Annotated in this window: 14 protein-coding genes; 8 read left to right on the forward strand and 6 right to left on the reverse strand. The window is 46.9% G+C overall.

Features of this window, described 5'->3' with window-relative positions:
• The first annotated feature begins 74 nt into the window (after positions 1 to 74).
• The gene (locus AC0VYI_RS02310) at positions 75 to 1,148 is read left to right on the forward strand and encodes a lactonase family protein (protein ID WP_475447076.1); all 1,074 of its coding nucleotides are present in this window, start codon (positions 75 to 77) and stop codon (positions 1,146 to 1,148) included.
• 116 nt (positions 1,149 to 1,264) lie between these two features.
• A complete protein-coding gene (locus tag AC0VYI_RS02315; protein WP_475447078.1) occupies positions 1,265 to 2,014 on the forward strand; it encodes a sulfite exporter TauE/SafE family protein in 750 nt (249 codons plus the stop codon).
• A 133-nt stretch (positions 2,015 to 2,147) separates the two neighbouring features.
• On the opposite strand, the gene iolE is transcribed toward AC0VYI_RS02315, so the two are convergent.
• From iolE to iolG, 4 genes are all read right to left on the reverse strand, one after another.
• Positions 2,148 to 3,047, reverse strand: coding sequence for a myo-inosose-2 dehydratase (iolE, locus tag AC0VYI_RS02320; RefSeq protein WP_475447079.1), 900 nt, complete (start codon positions 3,045 to 3,047; stop codon positions 2,148 to 2,150).
• Positions 3,048 to 3,081: 34 nt separating this feature from the next.
• Positions 3,082 to 4,932 carry a 3D-(3,5/4)-trihydroxycyclohexane-1,2-dione acylhydrolase (decyclizing) gene (iolD, locus tag AC0VYI_RS02325; protein WP_475447081.1) on the reverse strand — a complete coding sequence of 617 codons (1,851 nt, stop codon included), beginning with the start codon at positions 4,930 to 4,932 and terminating at the stop codon, positions 3,082 to 3,084.
• A gap of 20 nt (positions 4,933 to 4,952) precedes the next feature.
• Positions 4,953 to 6,893 carry a bifunctional 5-dehydro-2-deoxygluconokinase/5-dehydro-2-deoxyphosphogluconate aldolase gene (locus tag AC0VYI_RS02330; RefSeq protein WP_475447082.1) on the reverse strand — a complete coding sequence of 647 codons (1,941 nt, stop codon included), beginning with the start codon at positions 6,891 to 6,893 and terminating at the stop codon, positions 4,953 to 4,955.
• A 257-nt stretch (positions 6,894 to 7,150) separates the two neighbouring features.
• Complete coding sequence (iolG, locus tag AC0VYI_RS02335; RefSeq protein WP_475447084.1) at positions 7,151 to 8,161, reverse strand: bifunctional inositol 2-dehydrogenase/D-chiro-inositol 1-dehydrogenase; 1,011 nt, start codon at positions 8,159 to 8,161, stop codon at positions 7,151 to 7,153.
• 350 nt (positions 8,162 to 8,511) lie between these two features.
• On the opposite strand from iolG, the gene AC0VYI_RS02340 reads away from it, so the two are divergent.
• The 4 genes from AC0VYI_RS02340 to AC0VYI_RS02355 all read left to right on the forward strand — a co-directional run bounded on the left by AC0VYI_RS02340 (position 8,512) and on the right by AC0VYI_RS02355 (position 13,245).
• Complete coding sequence (locus AC0VYI_RS02340) at positions 8,512 to 9,438, forward strand: sugar ABC transporter substrate-binding protein (RefSeq protein ID WP_475447086.1); 927 nt, start codon at positions 8,512 to 8,514, stop codon at positions 9,436 to 9,438.
• Positions 9,439 to 9,495: 57 nt separating this feature from the next.
• A complete protein-coding gene (locus AC0VYI_RS02345) occupies positions 9,496 to 11,046 on the forward strand; it encodes a sugar ABC transporter ATP-binding protein (protein ID WP_475447088.1) in 1,551 nt (516 codons plus the stop codon).
• 48 nt (positions 11,047 to 11,094) lie between these two features.
• Positions 11,095 to 12,138 carry an ABC transporter permease gene (locus tag AC0VYI_RS02350; RefSeq protein ID WP_475447090.1) on the forward strand — a complete coding sequence of 348 codons (1,044 nt, stop codon included), beginning with the start codon at positions 11,095 to 11,097 and terminating at the stop codon, positions 12,136 to 12,138.
• Between the two features lie 270 nt (positions 12,139 to 12,408).
• The gene (locus AC0VYI_RS02355; protein ID WP_475447092.1) at positions 12,409 to 13,245 is read left to right on the forward strand and encodes a MurR/RpiR family transcriptional regulator; all 837 of its coding nucleotides are present in this window, start codon (positions 12,409 to 12,411) and stop codon (positions 13,243 to 13,245) included.
• 62 nt (positions 13,246 to 13,307) lie between these two features.
• On the opposite strand, the gene iolB is transcribed toward AC0VYI_RS02355, so the two are convergent.
• Entirely contained in the window at positions 13,308 to 14,180 is an 873-nt protein-coding gene (gene iolB, locus AC0VYI_RS02360) for a 5-deoxy-glucuronate isomerase (protein WP_475447094.1), read from the reverse strand.
• Between the two features lie 235 nt (positions 14,181 to 14,415).
• On the reverse strand, positions 14,416 to 15,264 hold the full coding sequence (locus AC0VYI_RS02365; RefSeq protein WP_475447096.1) for a 2OG-Fe(II) oxygenase family protein: 849 nt from the start codon (positions 15,262 to 15,264) through the stop codon (positions 14,416 to 14,418).
• 559 nt (positions 15,265 to 15,823) lie between these two features.
• Here AC0VYI_RS02365 and AC0VYI_RS02370 point away from each other — a divergent pair.
• Entirely contained in the window at positions 15,824 to 16,390 is a 567-nt protein-coding gene (locus tag AC0VYI_RS02370) for a YqgE/AlgH family protein (RefSeq protein ID WP_199476669.1), read from the forward strand.
• Complete coding sequence (ruvX, locus tag AC0VYI_RS02375; protein WP_199476668.1) at positions 16,390 to 16,848, forward strand: Holliday junction resolvase RuvX; 459 nt, start codon at positions 16,390 to 16,392, stop codon at positions 16,846 to 16,848. The genes AC0VYI_RS02370 and ruvX overlap by 1 nt, the downstream gene beginning before the upstream one ends.
• Positions 16,849 to 16,901: the final 53 nt, after the last annotated feature.

Below are 16,901 nucleotides of genomic sequence, written 5' to 3' on the forward strand. Positions count from 1 at the left end.
TAGGTATGACATTATACAAGATCGTTTGTAGTCACTGGTCGATGTACTTCGCCCAGTAAAAAGGAATCTGTGAAATGACCAATGCAATCAATAAAACAGCCTATGTGTATGTTTCGAATGCAAAAGACGGTACGGTGTCGCGTTATTCTTTAGATAAAACCTCGTTGACGATGGTGCCATTGGGGGAGACGCCAGCAGGGCCGAATGTGATGCCGTTGACTGTTAGTCCTGATAAAACGTATTTATATGCAGCCATTCGCTCAGAGCCCTATCGCGTTGTCTCGTATCGCATTGATCCTGAGTCGGGGACGTTAACGGAAGAGGCCGTTGCACCTTTACCAGACAGTATGGCGAATATCGACCTAGATTTAACCGGGCGTTTTCTATTCGCGGCCTCGTATGGTGGTCATAAAGTCAGTGTGAGTGCGGTCAATAAGTTGGGTCATGTTGGTGATGTCATACAAGTGCTAGCAACGGGGCGCAATGCTCACGCTATCCATCCGTCCCCCGATAATGATTTTGTTTTTGCCACTAGCTTGGGGGATGACCATATTGGGCAGTATCGCTTCGACGAAGTGACAGGAAAGCTGTCTAAAAACGTTGTGACTATGGTCGCCTCAGAAAAAGGGGATGGACCACGTCATTTTGTCTTTTCCCCTAACGGTCAGTATGTGTATTGCTTAGGTGAGTTATCAGGTGTGGTGATTACCTATCAATATGATGAATCGACAGGATTACTGTCTTATAAAAGCGCTGTACAAGCCGTGCCTTCCGATAAGCTAGGTTTGGTGAATGGTGTTCCACCGTCTAAAAGCGTACAAAACGATCATCCGCCAGTCTGGGCGGCCGATATTCATGTTACCTCTAATGGACAATTTTTATATGTGTCCGAACGAACTTGCAGTATTATTTGTTGTTTGCGGGTGGAGCCGAAAACGGGCCGTGTGCAATACCAAGGGCATATTGAAGTTGAGAAGCAACCCCGTGGTTTTGCGTTGACCGAAGATGGCCAGTACATGGTGGTGTCTGGTGAAGCGGCGGATCACCTTGGTATATACCAGTTAAATGATCAAACTGGCATGCCCGTGAAGGTGAGCGAAGTGCCAAGTGGACAAGGAGCGAACTGGGTTGAGATAGTCGAGTTTTAATGGCTATTTAAATAACGGTTTGGCTTATGATGTTGCACAAAGCCCCCTAATAGGCTCCTCTGTATAAGATATTCCCTTTTTTCCTAACCGAGAGTGGCTGATAAGGATGCATTCTTGTGCATGACATTTCCTATCTATTGTTGATTGTTTTTATTGTTGCCAGCTATGTGCAAAGTCTCACTGGCTTTGCCTATGGCTTGATTGTCATGTGTGTTGCCGGATTATTCTCTCTTGCGCCAATTGATGTGGTGGCTTTCTCGGTGAGCTCATTAAGCTTGGTGAATGCGGCGACAGGGCTTTATGGCGGTGTCTGGCGACAGGTGAATGGGAAAAACTTAATTGTCTATTTTATTGCTTGTACTCCAGCCATTGCGCTTGGCGTGTATCTACTGAGCTATCTAGGTAACGGTGCGCTGCATTGGTTGCAACTTCTGCTGGGCCTAACCATTGTGGTGGCGTGTTTGATGAGTTTGATCAAACCTAAAGTCGGCGCTGAACCTTCACGCCCTTGGGTATACTTTGTGTTTGGTGGTATTTCCGGTGTGCTTGGTGGGTTGTTTGCCACCTCGGGGCCACCAATTTCTTATTTGATGTACCGCCAGCCTGTGTCGATCAGTGTGATTCGTGCCACCTTGTTGAGTGTCTTCTTTGTCTCCTGTCTGTTACGTATTGGCATTATGGGCGTTAGTGGACAGATTACCGCGCCGATGATTTGGTTGAGCATCGTTGGCTTCCCCTGTGTCTTTATAACGTCGCTATTGTCAAAACGCTATCCGCCTACCATTTCACCACACATTATTAAACGCATTGCGCTGATTTTATTGCTGATGTCGGGGGTGAGCTTGTCCCTTAAAGCCTTGCTTTAATGATTAAGGGCCTTGGCGCGACGCTGCGAGCGATGCTCTCACAATAAAAAATCCCACCAGATGGTGGGCAAACCGTTGCTAGATCTATGAGTGCAAAATGATGCGACTTTCGCGAGCGCTCTTAAGCGTGGATTTAGGCGATTAAGTCGAGACCTGTTTCAGCACAAAGGGCTTTTAGGTTGTTCGCCCCCATTGTGGCGTAGGTAAGAGGGTGCGCGACGGCAGGGTCTTGTTCTGCTTCGACCACCAACCAGCCTGAATAGTGGCTGGCTTTGAGCTGTCTAAACAAACTTGCATAGTCGATAAAACCATCTCCAGGCACGGTGAATACACCGTTTAGCATGGCATCAAGAAAGCTTAAATCACGGTTTTTGGCGTCTTTTAAAATATCTTTTCGCAGGTCTTTGCAATGTACATGCACCACGCGATCGGCATGTTTGGCTTGTACTTCTAGAGGATTGCCTCCGGCAAAAGTCAGGTGTCCGGTGTCGATCAATAACCCCACAGAAGGCCCAGTGTGCTTCATCAATAGATCGATTTCTTCTTGCGTCTCAATCACGGTACCCATGTGATGGTGATAGGCGATTTGTACTCCTTCGGATAAGCAATAATTTGCCACTTGAGTGAGCTTGTGGCCCATTTCGGCGATTTGTACTTCGCTGATACACGGGCGATGAGACAGTGGAGTGTCTTGTTTGCCATGAATACAGTCTGTGACTTCGCAATACACCATGACCTTGGCGCCAAGGGTTTTAAGCAGGTGTAAGTGGGGTTGAATGGCGACAATTTCTTCTTCCACACTGCGGGTAAGCAGCTCGCCGCTAAACCAGCCTGAGACCAAATCCAACTTGTAAGCATTTAAAATAGGTCCAAGTACTTCGGGAGTACGAGGAAACTTTTGTCCCAACTCAAAGCCACTAAAGCCTGCTTGTTTACCTTCGCTTAGGCAGGTTTCTAGAGGCGTATCTGCGCCAAGTGAAGGCATATCGTCGTTAGTCCAAGTAAGTGGGTTGATGCCGATTCTGACTGTCATTATTATTTTTCTCCAATCAATGTGAAAGCTGGAATCACAAGTTGTTAAATTGTTTTTGTTTTTGTTTTTCATACTCTTCGCGGGCAGTACGAACTTGCTCCCGTTCAGACACTTCCGCTAATGCTACATCCCACCAATGGCCCCCTTCTTCCGTGGTTGCTAGAGGATCGGTGTCTAAAGTAATGATGTAGCTGATCGGAGAGGCTTTCGCGCGGACAAGCGCTTGTTCTAGCTCGGCAATATTGGCGACTTTTTCGGCATTGGCTCCCAGCGCTTTGGCATGGGCGGCAAAATCGGTTTTTGGTGCGCCTTCTGGCACCGTTAAGCAATCGTCCAGTAGGTTGTTGAAGCCTGCTCCACCACCTGATTGTTGCAAGCGGTTGATGCAGCCAAAACCACGGTTATCGAGTACCACAGCAATGATTTTTTGTCCGAGCATGACAGACGTCGCGATTTCCGAGTTCAGCATAAGGTAAGAGCCATCACCCACCATGACGAAAACGTTCGCGTCTGGGGTGGCCATTTTGGCACCGATACCGCCTGCTAATTCATAGCCCATGCAAGAGTAGCCATATTCCATGTGATAGCCGCGAGGGTGGCGAGTGCGCCACAGTTTGTGTAATTCACCTGGTAGGCCACCTGCGGCGCACAGTACCATGTCGTTATCGTTTGCGGCACGATTAACGGCACCAATGACTTGCGCGTCCGTGGGTAAATCCAACCCTTTATCGGCCGTGGCTTGATCAACAATCTGATGCCAGTTGATGCGTTCTGCTTCCGCTTTGTCGCACCAAGTTGTGTCTACTCGCCAGTCTTCTAGTGCTTGGTTTAATCGGTCCAGTGTGAGTTTGGCGTCACCCACCAAGGCTTGGCTTTTGTGTTTGATCGCATCAAAGGAGGCGACATTTATGCTAAGAATTTTTGCTTCAGGGTGAATCAAGGCGCGCGAACCTGTGGTGAAATCGCCAAGGCGTGTCCCCACTGCGATGACTAAATCCGCTTCACTGAACAACTGATTCGCGGCGGCGGCCCCGGTCACACCCACCGAGCCCATATTCTGTTGATGGTCCCAAGGTAAGGCACCTTTGCCGGCTTGTGTTTCGCCAACAGGCAATCGATGTTGGCTAACAAATTGTTCGAACGACGCTAAGGCGCCGGAATAATGTAAGCCGCCTCCGGCGATGACAACGGGCTTTTTCGCGTGGCGAATCAGCGTAATGGCATCTTCCAACTCCTGTTCGTCGGGCCCTTGGCGACGCAAACGGTGAACTTTTTCTTGAAAGAAGTCCGCAGGGTAATCAAAGGCCATAGTTTGTACATCTTGGGGCATGGCAAGGGTGACAGGGCCACATTCAATGGGATCCAGCAAAACTCGCATTGCCTGAGGCAGTGAGGCGAGCAATTGCTCAGGGCGCGTGATGCGATCGAAAAATCGACTCACCGGACGAAAGCAGTCGTTCGACGTGAGAGTCATGTCGTGGAAGTTTTCGACTTGCTGCAATACAGGATCTGGCAGTCGAGTAGCAAAGGTATCGCCCGGTAACAAAAGTACCGGAATACGATTCACATGAGCAACCGCTGCAGCGGTGACCATATTCAACGAGCCTGGTCCAGCCGAGGCCGTACAGGCCATCATTTGTTGGCGGTTCTTGGTTTTGGCAAAGGCAATTGCCGCGTGTGTCATGGCTTGTTCGTTGTGGGCGCGATAAGTCGGCAATTGTTCTTTCACTTGATAAAGCGCTTCCCCGAGCCCCGCGACATTACCGTGTCCGAAAATCCCCCATACACCCGCGAACATGGGCTGTATGCCGGATTCCGTTGCGATTTTTTGCGCCATCAGGTAACGCACGACGGCTTGTGCCATGGTTAATCGAATGCTGTTCATTATTGCTGATTCCTCTTCCATTAAGCCTGCATTTTGTGGGAAGGTGCGTCGATATGACGTGCTTTCCAGTAGGAAACCAATTCCAAATAATTGGCGACAATGGCGTCGATAAACTGCTGATCGTTATAGCGATTGGCGAGCCATTCTCGACTTGGGCCGCTGAAGATAGAGCGACCCACCGCAAAGCCTTTGCAAATATCAAATCCTGCACTATTGGCAAAGCCTTCTTTTAATTCCTCCATTGGGGCATCCAATCCCAGCATGACCACGCCACGACAATGGGCGTCGTGCTGGTGGATGACCTCAGTAATTGCCTGCCAGTTGGCTGTTGATTGAGGCGGAAGTTTCCACCAATCTGGACGCACATTCAGATGATAAAAACGCTTCATCGAGTCGGTAAAAATGCTCTCATCATAGTCTTTATCGAGCGGTGGAATGATCTCCAATAAAAATTCATGGCCAGACGCACAGCAGGCTTTATAAAGCTCAATCACTTGACGCTCTTGTGCGCTGCGCAATGAAATGTCATCTTGGTTATGATAAAACACCAAGCATTTCACAATGTGCTCTTTAGGCCAGTTTTTCAGTCTAGAACCAATGCTGCGTCCGCCTTCGAGTTCAATGGGGCGGGAGCTGGGTAATTCCACTGGACGACCAATCCATATGCCTTTTCCCGTCACTTCATTTAGAGCATATTGACCGTATGTGTCATCGATTAACACTCCGTACTGACTTCCACCCAATTGTGTTGAGCCAACTGCCAAGGCTTTGACTAATAAACGTTTTAAGGTTTTGATACGGTCTGGGTCTGCATTTTCTGCTCGCGCCAGATCAAACAGTTGCTTGCGGTGATCAAAAGCGAGAATACACAGGTCTTGCCAGTGATAGGGCAGTCGCTCCGTGGTGACTCTGTGTAAGTGGTTGAGTTTGCGATCAAGATCGGGGCGTTTTATTTGTTCTGCATGGGCGATGTAGTAGTCCAATTCTTCGGCACTTGGAATCGCTGGCGCACAACCATGGCGGGACACGACTAAAGCGCCACAGGCATTGGCATAAGTGCAACATTTTTCAGCGGACTCCCCATGAATCCAACCTCGCAAAAAACCGCTCATAAAGGCATCGCCAGCCCCCAACACATTCAGCACATCAACGCGTACCCCAGTGTGCAAGACAAAATCTTGCTCGCTATTAGGAATCTCGCCTTCGAGCACCGTACAGCCTTGCGCTCCGAGTTTGAGGACGATGGTTGCGTGGCTTAATTCTCGGATTGTTTTCAATGCTCGGATGGTGTCTGTGCTGCCTCCTGCAATGTGGATTTCTTCTTCTGTGCCGACGATAAGATTAAAATCAGGCAAAATACTTTGTAGGTGTGCAGAGACTTTTTCATTAGAAATAAAGCGTGTTTCACCATCGCCAGGGCTGGTTAATCCCCAAAGAACAGGGCGATAGTCAATGTCTAGCACGCATTTGGTGCCTCTTTGTTTCGCATAAGTGATGGCTTGTTTGCTGGTCTCATACGTGTGTTCGGTAGAAAAATGCGTCCCTGTGATCACTAAGGCTTTGGCTGAGCCAATAAAGTCAGCATCAAAGTCGTCTTTGCTCACAGCCATATCGGCACAATCGTTACGGTAAAAAATCAGCGGAAAGGTGTCTTGATCTTTAATGCCCAACACCACTAACGCGGTAAGACGTTGTGGATCCGTAATGACATGGCTGGTTTCGACGCCGGCACGAGCCAGCTCCTCTCTGACAAAGCGTCCCATATGTTCGTTGCCAACGCGTGTCAGCATGGCACTTTTTAAGCCAAGGCGAGCGGTGCCAAAAGCCATGTTGCCAGAGGAACCGCCAAGGTATTTTGCAAAGCTTGAGACGTCTTCTAAACGGCTGCCTATCTGCTCGGAATACATATCGACAGCCGCTCGTCCAAGACAGATTAGATCAAGGTTTTTTTCAACGAGCATAGTGTTCTCTCCCGTATTAACCTAAAAATGACGATGGCGTGAAGCACAAGGGCGTCATGGGTTATTGTTATTATCGTATATCGCACTGCAATCAAAATAGAATAAATATTCCATTAATGCAATCTTTTAGAATTATTTTATGCGTTTTATCCGTAAGCGCGTGGATTGGATGATTTTTGGAATGTTTATTTCAAAGACAAGCATCGTGCCGATGGTCTTGTCTTTGACACACACTACTCAAATCAATGTGCTCTAAGTTAGCGATAGAAGGCTGGTCGTTCCGGCAGCTCAATCGCCTCAATCTGGCCGCTTTGTTGTGCTTTGACACAAGCGTCTGCCGACACGGCTGCCGCTAAACCGTTCCAGGAGGATGGGCCAGTCAGCTGTTCTGCGAGCACGCCGTTAATAAAGTCTTGCAGTTCCACATCATAGGAATCGATAAAACGTTCTTTCCAATCGACCAGTAATTCGTTTCCTAGTTGGGCGTTTTTGCGCAGGGTGATGGATTGTGGTTCTGGTAAGTTGGCAATGCCTTCTTCACCGACAACCGCACACTGAATATCGTAGCCATATTGGCAGTTAACAAAGACTTCTACATCAATGCGAACGCCTTTTTGGGTTTCCAGTAGCACAATTTGTGGGTCCGCGAGTTGCTCATGGGCATGGGGCGTTTTGCGGGGAAAGATTACTTGGGTACTGACATATTCGTCGTCTAGTAGCCAGCGAAAGACGTCTAATTCGTGAATGAGCGTGTCGTGAATGGCCATGGCGGTGACATAGTTTTTGCCAACGGATTGATTACGGTGAGCCGCGTGAATCATCAGCGGAGTACCAATGTCTCCTTTATCGATCACAGCCTTAAGCATTTTATAGCCAGCATCATAGGGACGCATAAAGCCCACTTGGACGAGACGTTTTCCTGCTGACATTTCGGCATCAACGATGTTCTGACAACCTTGTGCGGTTGTGGCCAGTGGCTTTTCACAAAATACGTATTTACCCGCTTTAATCGCTGCCAACACATATTCTTCATGAGTTGCCCCCCATGAGGTAACGAGCACGGCATCCACACCACTTTTTGCGATCAGTTCGTGCCCGTCAGTATAAATAGTGGCGTTCAAATTTAGGTCGCTTTTTACTTTTTCGGCCTGAGCAAGATTCACATCCGTGAGGGCGATTACCTCTGCTCCTGTTAATGTGTATGTGATTCGACGAGCATGATCTGCTCCAATTGCCCCTGTTCCAATTACGCCGATTTTAATACTCATTCTGGTGTTACCTCTTTTATTGTTGTTTTCCATAGGGTTTATGTAATGGCTTATTTGTTCGTGTTTGTCGCTGTGCTGCTGCTTTACATCTTGCTCTTAGTTTTTTCGCCATCTTGTCGGTTGTCAAAAAAATATCATGCAATTGATGATTATTTAGACTTGACAAAATTCCTTGTCGCGTTCAAATTGGAACGTATATTCTATATTTAGTCAATAATAGAATTTATATTTGCTTTTAAGTGTGACAGCACACGGGACTCAGGGTCTTGTCTGTTTCACTTTTAGGTGTGCTTTACCGGGAACAATAAAAACAATAGAGCAAGATTGCTCACTCTTGAGGAAACTGCACAATGAAAAAATTACTCTTCGTCGCGGTCACGACATCGCTTTTAACGACCAGTGTGTTTGCTGCTGACTATAAAATTGGTGTCTCAATGGCGGCCTTTGACGATAACTTCTTAACTACGCTGCGTAATGGTATTGAAGCGGCGGCGAAAGATAATCACGTTGAAGTACAAATTGAAGATGCGAAAAATGGTATAGGCAATCAGCTCAATCAGGTTCAGAACTTTATTGCCTCCGGTGTCGATGCCATGATTATTAACCCCGTGGATACTGATGCTACCGTCTCAATGAGTGACGATGCGAAAGCTGCAGGTATCCCTGTGGTGTATGTTAACCGTCAGCCGATCAACGTCGATCTCCTACCTAAAAATGAAGCTTTTGTTGGCTCTAATGAAAAAGTTTCTGGCACCTTAGAAATGGAACAAGTGTGTAAGGATCTCCATGGCAAGGGCAAAATCGTTGTCATGATGGGAGAGTTAACCAATCAAGCCGCACTTCAGCGTACCAAAGACATTCATGATGTTATTGCCACGCCTGCCTGCTCTGGCATTTCTATTGTTCAGCAACAAACCGCTAACTGGTCGCGAACTCAGGGCAATAACCTGATGACCAATTGGATTGCTGCGGGCTTTAAGTTCGATGCAGTGGTGTCCAATAACGATGAAATGGCCATCGGTGCCATTCAGGCTCTAAAAGCCGCTGGTCGCCCGATGAATAGCGTTGTGGTGGCTGGTATTGATGCCACCGCGGATGGTTTGGCTGCGATGAAAGCAGGTGAGCTTGATGTGACGGTGTTTCAAAGTGCTAGTGGACAGGGCCGAGGAGCGGTTGATACTGCGCTTAAGTTGATCAAGGGAGAGAAAGTGGATCAAAAAGTGTGGGTGCCATTTGAGTTGGTGACCCCGCAGAACATGCATAAATACATGCACTAGGTCGTTGTCTTATTTAACTAAATCCATGTAATAACAATAATAAGGAGGGATTGCGTTATGACAAGCGCATCTGTCGTGGAACGCGAACCTGTTAATGGCGCAATTCCCCAGGATAATAACGTTGAGTATGTACTTGAGGTAAGGAATGTACGAAAGGCCTTTCCTGGGGTCTTGGCGTTAGACAATGTACAACTGCAAATCCGCCCCGGGACGGTGCATGCCCTAATGGGTGAAAATGGCGCGGGAAAATCCACTCTGATGAAAGTGATTGCTGGCATCTATCAACCGGATAGCGGTGAAGTGCTATTACGTGGTCAGCCAGTAACACTGGAAACGCCTCTAAAAGCACAGCAATCGGGTATCGCCATGATTCATCAAGAATTATTGCTGATGAATTACATGACGGTGGCTGAAAATATCTGGATTCGTCGAGAGCCGACCAATCAGTTTGGGTTCATTGATCATCGCAAAATGCATGACATGACAGCCAGCTTATTTAAACGCCTCAACATCAAATTAGACCCCGATGCTGAAGTTGGTACTTTATCCGTAGCGAACCGTCAAATGGTTGAGATCGCCAAGGCGGTGTCCCTTAACTCAGATGTGTTGATCATGGATGAACCGACCTCCACCATCACCGAAACCGAAGTGGCCCATCTGTTTGAGATCATCCGCAGCTTGCGCGATCAAGGCATCGGTATTGTCTATATCACCCATAAAATGAATGAATTATTTGAAATTGCGGATGAATTTTCGGTGTTTCGTGATGGCAAATACATTGGTACCCATGCGTCGTCGGATGTGACCCGTGATGACATCATTCGTATGATGGTTGGGCGGGAAGTTTCACAGATGTTTCCTAAGGAAGAGGTGGCGTTAGGTGAGGTGGTATTGTCGGTTAAAAACCTGACCTTGGAAGGGGTATTTCATGATGTTTCCTTTGACGTGCGCGCAGGGGAAATATTAGGTTTTGCCGGTTTGGTTGGGGCGGGGCGTTCCAATGTGGCGGAAGCTTTATTTGGCGTGACGCCAGCGGACTCGGGTGAAATTTATATCGATGGTACAGAGGTTCACATTAAGAACCCCAATGATGCGATTAAGAATGGCATGGCCTTTCTAACGGAAGATCGCAAAGAAACGGGCTGCTTTCTCGCTTTAGACATTCAAGAAAACATTCAATCAGCGGTGCTTCATGAAGGTTTTACCAACAAAGGAGGTTTTGTTGATCAAGCCAAGCTCGACAAAGAGTCAGAAGAGATGTGCCGTAAATTACGTGTGAAAACACCCAGCATGGAAGAAACGATTGAAAACCTATCGGGTGGTAATCAGCAAAAAGTCTTGATAGGCCGTTGGTTGCTGACGCATCCCCATATATTAATTTTAGATGAGCCAACACGAGGCATTGATGTGGGGGCGAAAGCCGAAATTCATTCCTTTGTGACCCAGCTTGCTCACAAGGGGGTTGCCGTCATTATGATTTCGTCTGAGTTGCCCGAAGTATTGGGAATGAGTGACCGAGTGCTGGTCATGCACGAGGGTAGTGTAAAAGGTATCTTGAATCATGATGAAGCCAATCAGGTCTCCATCATGAATTTAGCCGCCCAATAAAGCATTCAATAGCAACTAAAACGCCGACTATAAAAATAAGAGGTTGATATGACTATGTTAAATAACACCATGCAGGGGGCTAATGAGCCAAAGAAAGCACCTGCTAAAAAGCGTATCCCCCAAGAAGTAAACATATTATTCATTTTGATTGGTATTGCTATCATGTTTGAAGTGCTGGGGTGGCTCTTCGTCGGGCAAAGCTTTTTGATGAATATCAGTCGATTACAAATCATTGTCTTACAAGTCTCTGTTATCGGCATCATTGCCATTGGTGTGACCATGGTCATTATCACCGGTGGGATTGACTTATCCTCTGGGTCGCTGATTGCCATGTCGGGGATGATTGCGGCCACCTTTGCCCAGTCGAGTCAGTGGCCAAGAGTAATTTCTCCTTCATTAACTGACCTGCCTTTCTTTGTGCCTCTGTTGGTGGGGTTGGCGGTGGCTGGTGCGGCGGGGTTAATCAATGGTTTGTTGATTGCCAAAACCAAGATTCCTCCTTTTATCGCGACCTTGGGCATGATGGTCTCGGCTCGTGGTGTGGCCCGTTGGTATACTGACGGTAGTCCAGTGTCTGGTTTTACTCCAGATTTTATTATGATTGGCAATGGTTTGGGGCGCTGGATGCCAGTGGTGATCTTTATTGCGATGGCTATTGTTTTCCATATTGTCATGCGTTACACCCGCTTTGGTAAGTTTACCTATGCGATTGGCGCGAACCCACAAGCGGCAAGAGTCTCTGGGATTAATATTGATCGTCACTTAATCGTGCTGTATATGATTGCTGGCTTGTTGACGGGCTTAGCTGCCATGGTGACCATTTCCCGTATCCAAACGGCACAAGCGGGCATGGGCTTAGGGTATGAGCTGGATGCGATTGCCGCATCGGTCATTGGCGGGGTCTCTTTGGCGGGCGGACGTGGACGCATTGCTGGGACGGTGATTGGAACCTTGATTTTAGGCGTGATGATGTCAGGATTTACCTTTTTGCGAGTCGATGCTTATTATCAAGACATAATTAAGGGCGCCATCATTGTGCTGGCAGTGGTGGTTGATCAGCAGCGCCAGAATAAACGTAAAAAATCGACATAACCTTTCTGAAGATCCAGTGACTCTCCTTATTCCCGTAGAGCCGCTGGTCCTTTTTTCCATTTCTAATGAGAGATGAGGGTCGCTTCACTATGATAGATCGTTTGCTAGATCGGGCGGCTGGACTGTTTAACGGGACTTGAGTTAGAATTTTTATTCCAATTTAGGAACAGACATTTATAAACGATTATTTCCATTCCTTTGTCCACACCCTAACCTTATTGATGATTCAGTGGGTTGTTGTTTCCCTCTGTCATGAGTCACGAGTGCTTTATGAATGAAAAAATACCCGAGTCCTTAGCGGATTTGAATGAAATGATTAAACAGCAGCATGCTGAGTTAAGTAAACGGCTGCGTCAGGTAGCGGAGTTTGTCTTAGAATCTCCAAGTGAAGTTGCCTTTGGTACTGTCGCAGTGTTATCGAAAGATGCGGGGGTTCACCCTTCCACTTGGGTGCGTTTTGCCAATGCCTTTGGCTTCAGCGGCTTCAGTGAAATGCAAAAGCTGTTTCAGCAAAGTTTGATGTCGGAAATACCGAATTATCAAGAACGCATTAGAATGGCGCGTCATGCCCATAGTGAGCAGGCTGCAGAACAATCCCCTCACCAGTTATTGGCGCGTTTTTCCCAGGCTAACGCTCTGGCATTGGAGCATTTGAGTGAGGTCACCAGTGCGGAAGATTTAAGCCGCGCCATTGATATACTGGCTGAGGCGAAAGCGGCCCACATTGTGGGGGTACGCAGAGCCTTTGTGGTGGCCAGTTACTTTGCTTATGCGTTACGCCACATTGATCGTAAAGCCTATTTGATCGATGGAGTGGGGGGAATGTACAAGGAACAAGCGGGCAGTGTCGGGGAAGAAGATGTATTAATCGCCGTCAGCTTTCATCCTTATGCGGAAGAAACTCAGTTGGTTGCTAAGTCGGCTGCGGCGAAAGGCGTACCTTTGATTGTGATTACGGATAACCATATAAGCCCATTGGCGTCTATTGCCTCGGTCTGTTTTGTGGTGAAAGAGGCAGAGATCGATTCGTTTCGCTCCTTATCATCTTCCCTTTGTTTGGCTCAGTCTCTATCAATTGGCTTAGCTTATGAATTAGAGAAACGCTAACGAGACTCATGAAAGTCTCGTTTAAACGCCAGCGCTACCAAGTACATAGCCTCAAGTCGAGGCTATGTAGACGGTGTGGATGATTGAGCTATTTTCTTGTCACGCTCAATAATCCATTCGTGGTCTGTATCGTTATGGAAAATCCAGTTGCGTGTGGGGCCTGCCATCACATTTAAATAGTAGGATTGATAACCATGGGGCACACCCACCGGGTGGTAGCCTTCTGGCACCATAACCACATCACCATCTTCTACTGTCATGGTTTCATCTATACGGCGATCGTCGGTATACACTCGCTGAAAGACAAAGCCTTGTGGGGGATCAATGCGGTGATAGTAAGTTTCTTCTAATTGTGTTTCTTCGGGGGCGGCGTCCTGATCGTGTTTATGTGGTGGATAGCTGGACCAGTTACCGCTTGGGGTGATGACCTCACAAACCAATAAGCTGTCTGCTTCTAGATTACCAAATAGAATATTACACACATGACGACGATTGCTACCCACTCCACGGCTTTCAAATTGGCAATCGTCTGGGCGGATTAAGCGAGCAGCATATTTGCCTGTTGACGGGGCTTGGCAAACCGCCAGTTCGATGTCGGTGAGGGCTTCCATAGTAATGTTATCGTGGGGCGGTGCGTAGACGGCAAAGGGGGCTTTCTGATCAAAAACCGACTGTCTATCGCCTATATCCTGCCAAGTGTGTGCTTGGGTTTGTGCATTGGCATGGCCAGCCAGTAGTACCACGCAAACTTCTTTGTCTTCGGTACTGATAGAAAGTGTATCGCCAGCTTTGAGTGAGTGTGCTGCAAATCCGACGTATTGCCAATTGGCACTTTCGGGGGTGATACATTGAGTGAGCGTGCTGCCCTCTTGAGTTTGCTTTTTGGACAAAAGGTATGATCCAGAGGACTTAGGCAGAGCATGCGACGTCGACATATTGAACTCCCGTTATGATGTTTCATCATCATTTTTATTGTTGGGTGGTTTGGCTCAGCAAGGTATCAAGAACTGAACCTTCTATACATGGTTCTAACCATAAATCATCGTATTTTCCAAAACAATATAAAATAGAATTTTTATTTCAAAGATAATAAAGCGTGACGAAAAGCCAATAAAAAAGCACCAGACTAGGTGCTTTTTTGGATAGGCTCTTGGTATCGAGAAGAGGATATTATTCTTCTGGGATAACGCCCAGTTCAATTAGACGTTCGCGCAAATAGCTTTTTGCTGTATGACGATCGGATAACACGACTTCTGGTTTTGGGTGCAAGAACAGCGGTAAGGAGATGCGCGATTTTGTTTTGTCGGCACCTTCAGGGTTAATCACACGGTGTGATGTGGAAGGGAAGTAGCCACCAGACGCTTCTTGTAACATATCGCCGATATTCACCACCAAGGTGCCGAAATCACAAGGTACATCCATCCAAGAGCCATCTTTGGCTTTGACTTGTAAACCTGGCTCATTAGCGGACGGTAGAATGGTCAATAAGTTAATATCTTCGTGAGCGCCTGCGCGGATCGCTCCAAGCTCTTCGTCCCCTTTCAATGGCGGGTAATGTAAAATACGCAGTAACGTTTGTTGGCTGCCCTCAACCATGCTGGAAAGGGGTTGGGAGTAATGCTTCGCTACGTCGTCTGGGGAATATTTTTCAACCCAAGCTAATAACTCTTCCGCCAAGGTGGTGGCTTCGCCATAGTACTGTGCTAATAATGGCTTTTGCTTTTCAGGACACTGACCCCAAGGGTAGTAATGGAAGTACTCTTTAATATCTCGTTTAGTATGACCTTTGGCCGTCTCTGCCACTTTAGGAGAGAAGTAACCATCCTGTGGGCCAACGTTATAGCGATAATCATGTTTACTTTCGCTTGAGAAAAAGGTCAGCCAATCTTCATAAATAGCACTGACCAGTTCTTTTTTGATGGGGTGATTTTTCAGTACGCCAAACCCTGTTTCACGAAGAGATCTGACAAAGTCTTCAGCGGCGGTTGGGCTAGTGTAATCTACGGCTTTTAGTTGCATTGTGTGTGTCCTATTAAGTCTCTGTTTTGATATTTTGATCGTCAGTCCGCATCACCGCGGACCCATAACATGCAGCAAACAAGAGTGACCTAAGAAGACCAACCGCTATGAAAAAACATTTTCAAGTCAATGGCTTCGCCTAAGTAATGAGTGCAACTGTTCGAGCTTGTCGTCTGACAAGCAGCCCTACTCCCAACGGAGGCCGTTGTAGAGGTAGTGAACAGAGTTGGCAAGGATCTAACAGACATTTCAATGCTCTCTTACTGTGTCGCAAACTTCATGTGTAGAAAAGAAAGTGTAACAATGACTAGGAATGGGTTGAGTTCCTGTCACAATATGTAGTTTACTGTGTGAAACCTTTGTTTTGAAGTGAAACACGTATTAATTGTGTAGTTTGACTGGGTAAATCAAATACTTAACCTATAATATCCTGATCGGCGTCAATTTTTTACCGATACGAATACCGTAAGGCAACAAAAAGTTCTACACACCTTGAGTTTTACGAGGTCACATCCGACGCGAGATCCCTGCGTCTTCACAAAGAAGAGGGCAAGTTAATATGAATACATTTTTCGATTCGTTCAAAAATCATTTTCTCATTTCTATGCCACATCTTGATGATCCACATTTTGAACACACTGTGGTTTATCTTTGCGAGCACACACCAGAAGGGGCCATAGGTCTTGTCATTAATCGCCCTTCTAATATTGATTTCAGCGAGCTTGCAGAGCATTTGAAAATGACCATTACCGCCCCGACGTTAGCCTCTGACCCCATTTATCATGGTGGGCCAGTGGAACCCGAAAAGGGCTTTATTCTTCATACCTCTGAAAAAGCTTGGAGCAATACACTCAAAGTGAACGATGAGGTCTCTTTATCCGCCTCCCTAGAAGCACTAGAAGACATTGCGCGTGGCCAAGGTCCAGAGGCTTATCGTATTACACTTGGCTGTGCTGGTTGGGATGCGGGGCAGCTAGAAAAAGAAATTGCGAATAACGATTGGCTGGTGTGCGAGGCGGATTTAGACGTATTATTCCATACTCCAAGCGATATGCAATTCACCGCCGCCACTAAGGTGCTGGGAATTGATATGACAAGATTATCACCGGATATAGGACATGCTTAGTGACGGTTACCTCGTCTGAAAATGTTAACGATAAGCCCAATACTGAGCAATCAGTATTGGGCTTTGATTTTGGTACGACACGAATGGGTGTGGCGTTTGGTCAACGAATGTTGGGTACGGCACGTCCTCTCGCGCCTTTAAAAGCCAAAGAGGGTATCCCTAATTGGGATGAGATCGCAAAATTGGTAGAAGAGTGGCAACCGGATGCTTTTGTGGTGGGGCTGCCGTTGGATATGGATGGTGCTGAAAATGAGATGTGTCAACGGGCACGTAAATTTGCGAAACGTTTGCATGGACGTTTCAATCGTCCTTACCATATGATGGACGAACGGTTATCCTCTTTTGAGGCCAAAGGGCAGGTGATTGCCCGTGGTGGAAATCGCAATTTTAAAGAAAACTCAGTGGATGGGTTAGCCGCGCAAATGATTGTAGAAACTTGGTTCACTGAAACGAGCTAATTGCTTAGGACATTTGAACCATAAGAGCATTTTAACCATAAGTGCATTCAAAC

The sequence above is a fragment of the Marinomonas sp. 63XJN7_9_ISO-PGPR-S23-217 genome (genome assembly GCF_056173515.1).

Bases quoted from the DNA above. Each gene is read 5' to 3' on its own strand.
- iolD (WP_475447081.1), bottom strand. From the start codon at position 4,932: ATGAACAGCATTCGATTAACCATGGCACAAGCCGTCGTGCGTTACCTG.
- AC0VYI_RS02345 (WP_475447088.1), top strand. From the start codon at position 9,496: ATGACAAGCGCATCTGTCGTGGAACGCGAACCTGTTAATGGCGCAATT.
- AC0VYI_RS02330 (WP_475447082.1), bottom strand. From the start codon at position 6,893: ATGCTCGTTGAAAAAAACCTTGATCTAATCTGTCTTGGACGAGCGGCT.
- iolE (WP_475447079.1), bottom strand. From the start codon at position 3,047: ATGACAGTCAGAATCGGCATCAACCCACTTACTTGGACTAACGACGAT.
- AC0VYI_RS02340 (WP_475447086.1), top strand. From the start codon at position 8,512: ATGAAAAAATTACTCTTCGTCGCGGTCACGACATCGCTTTTAACGACC.
- iolG (WP_475447084.1), bottom strand. From the start codon at position 8,161: ATGAGTATTAAAATCGGCGTAATTGGAACAGGGGCAATTGGAGCAGAT.
- AC0VYI_RS02355 (WP_475447092.1), top strand. From the start codon at position 12,409: ATGAATGAAAAAATACCCGAGTCCTTAGCGGATTTGAATGAAATGATT.
- AC0VYI_RS02310 (WP_475447076.1), top strand. From the start codon at position 75: ATGACCAATGCAATCAATAAAACAGCCTATGTGTATGTTTCGAATGCA.
- AC0VYI_RS02365 (WP_475447096.1), bottom strand. From the start codon at position 15,264: ATGCAACTAAAAGCCGTAGATTACACTAGCCCAACCGCCGCTGAAGAC.
- iolB (WP_475447094.1), bottom strand. From the start codon at position 14,180: ATGTCGACGTCGCATGCTCTGCCTAAGTCCTCTGGATCATACCTTTTG.
- AC0VYI_RS02370 (WP_199476669.1), top strand. From the start codon at position 15,824: ATGAATACATTTTTCGATTCGTTCAAAAATCATTTTCTCATTTCTATG.
- AC0VYI_RS02350 (WP_475447090.1), top strand. From the start codon at position 11,095: ATGACTATGTTAAATAACACCATGCAGGGGGCTAATGAGCCAAAGAAA.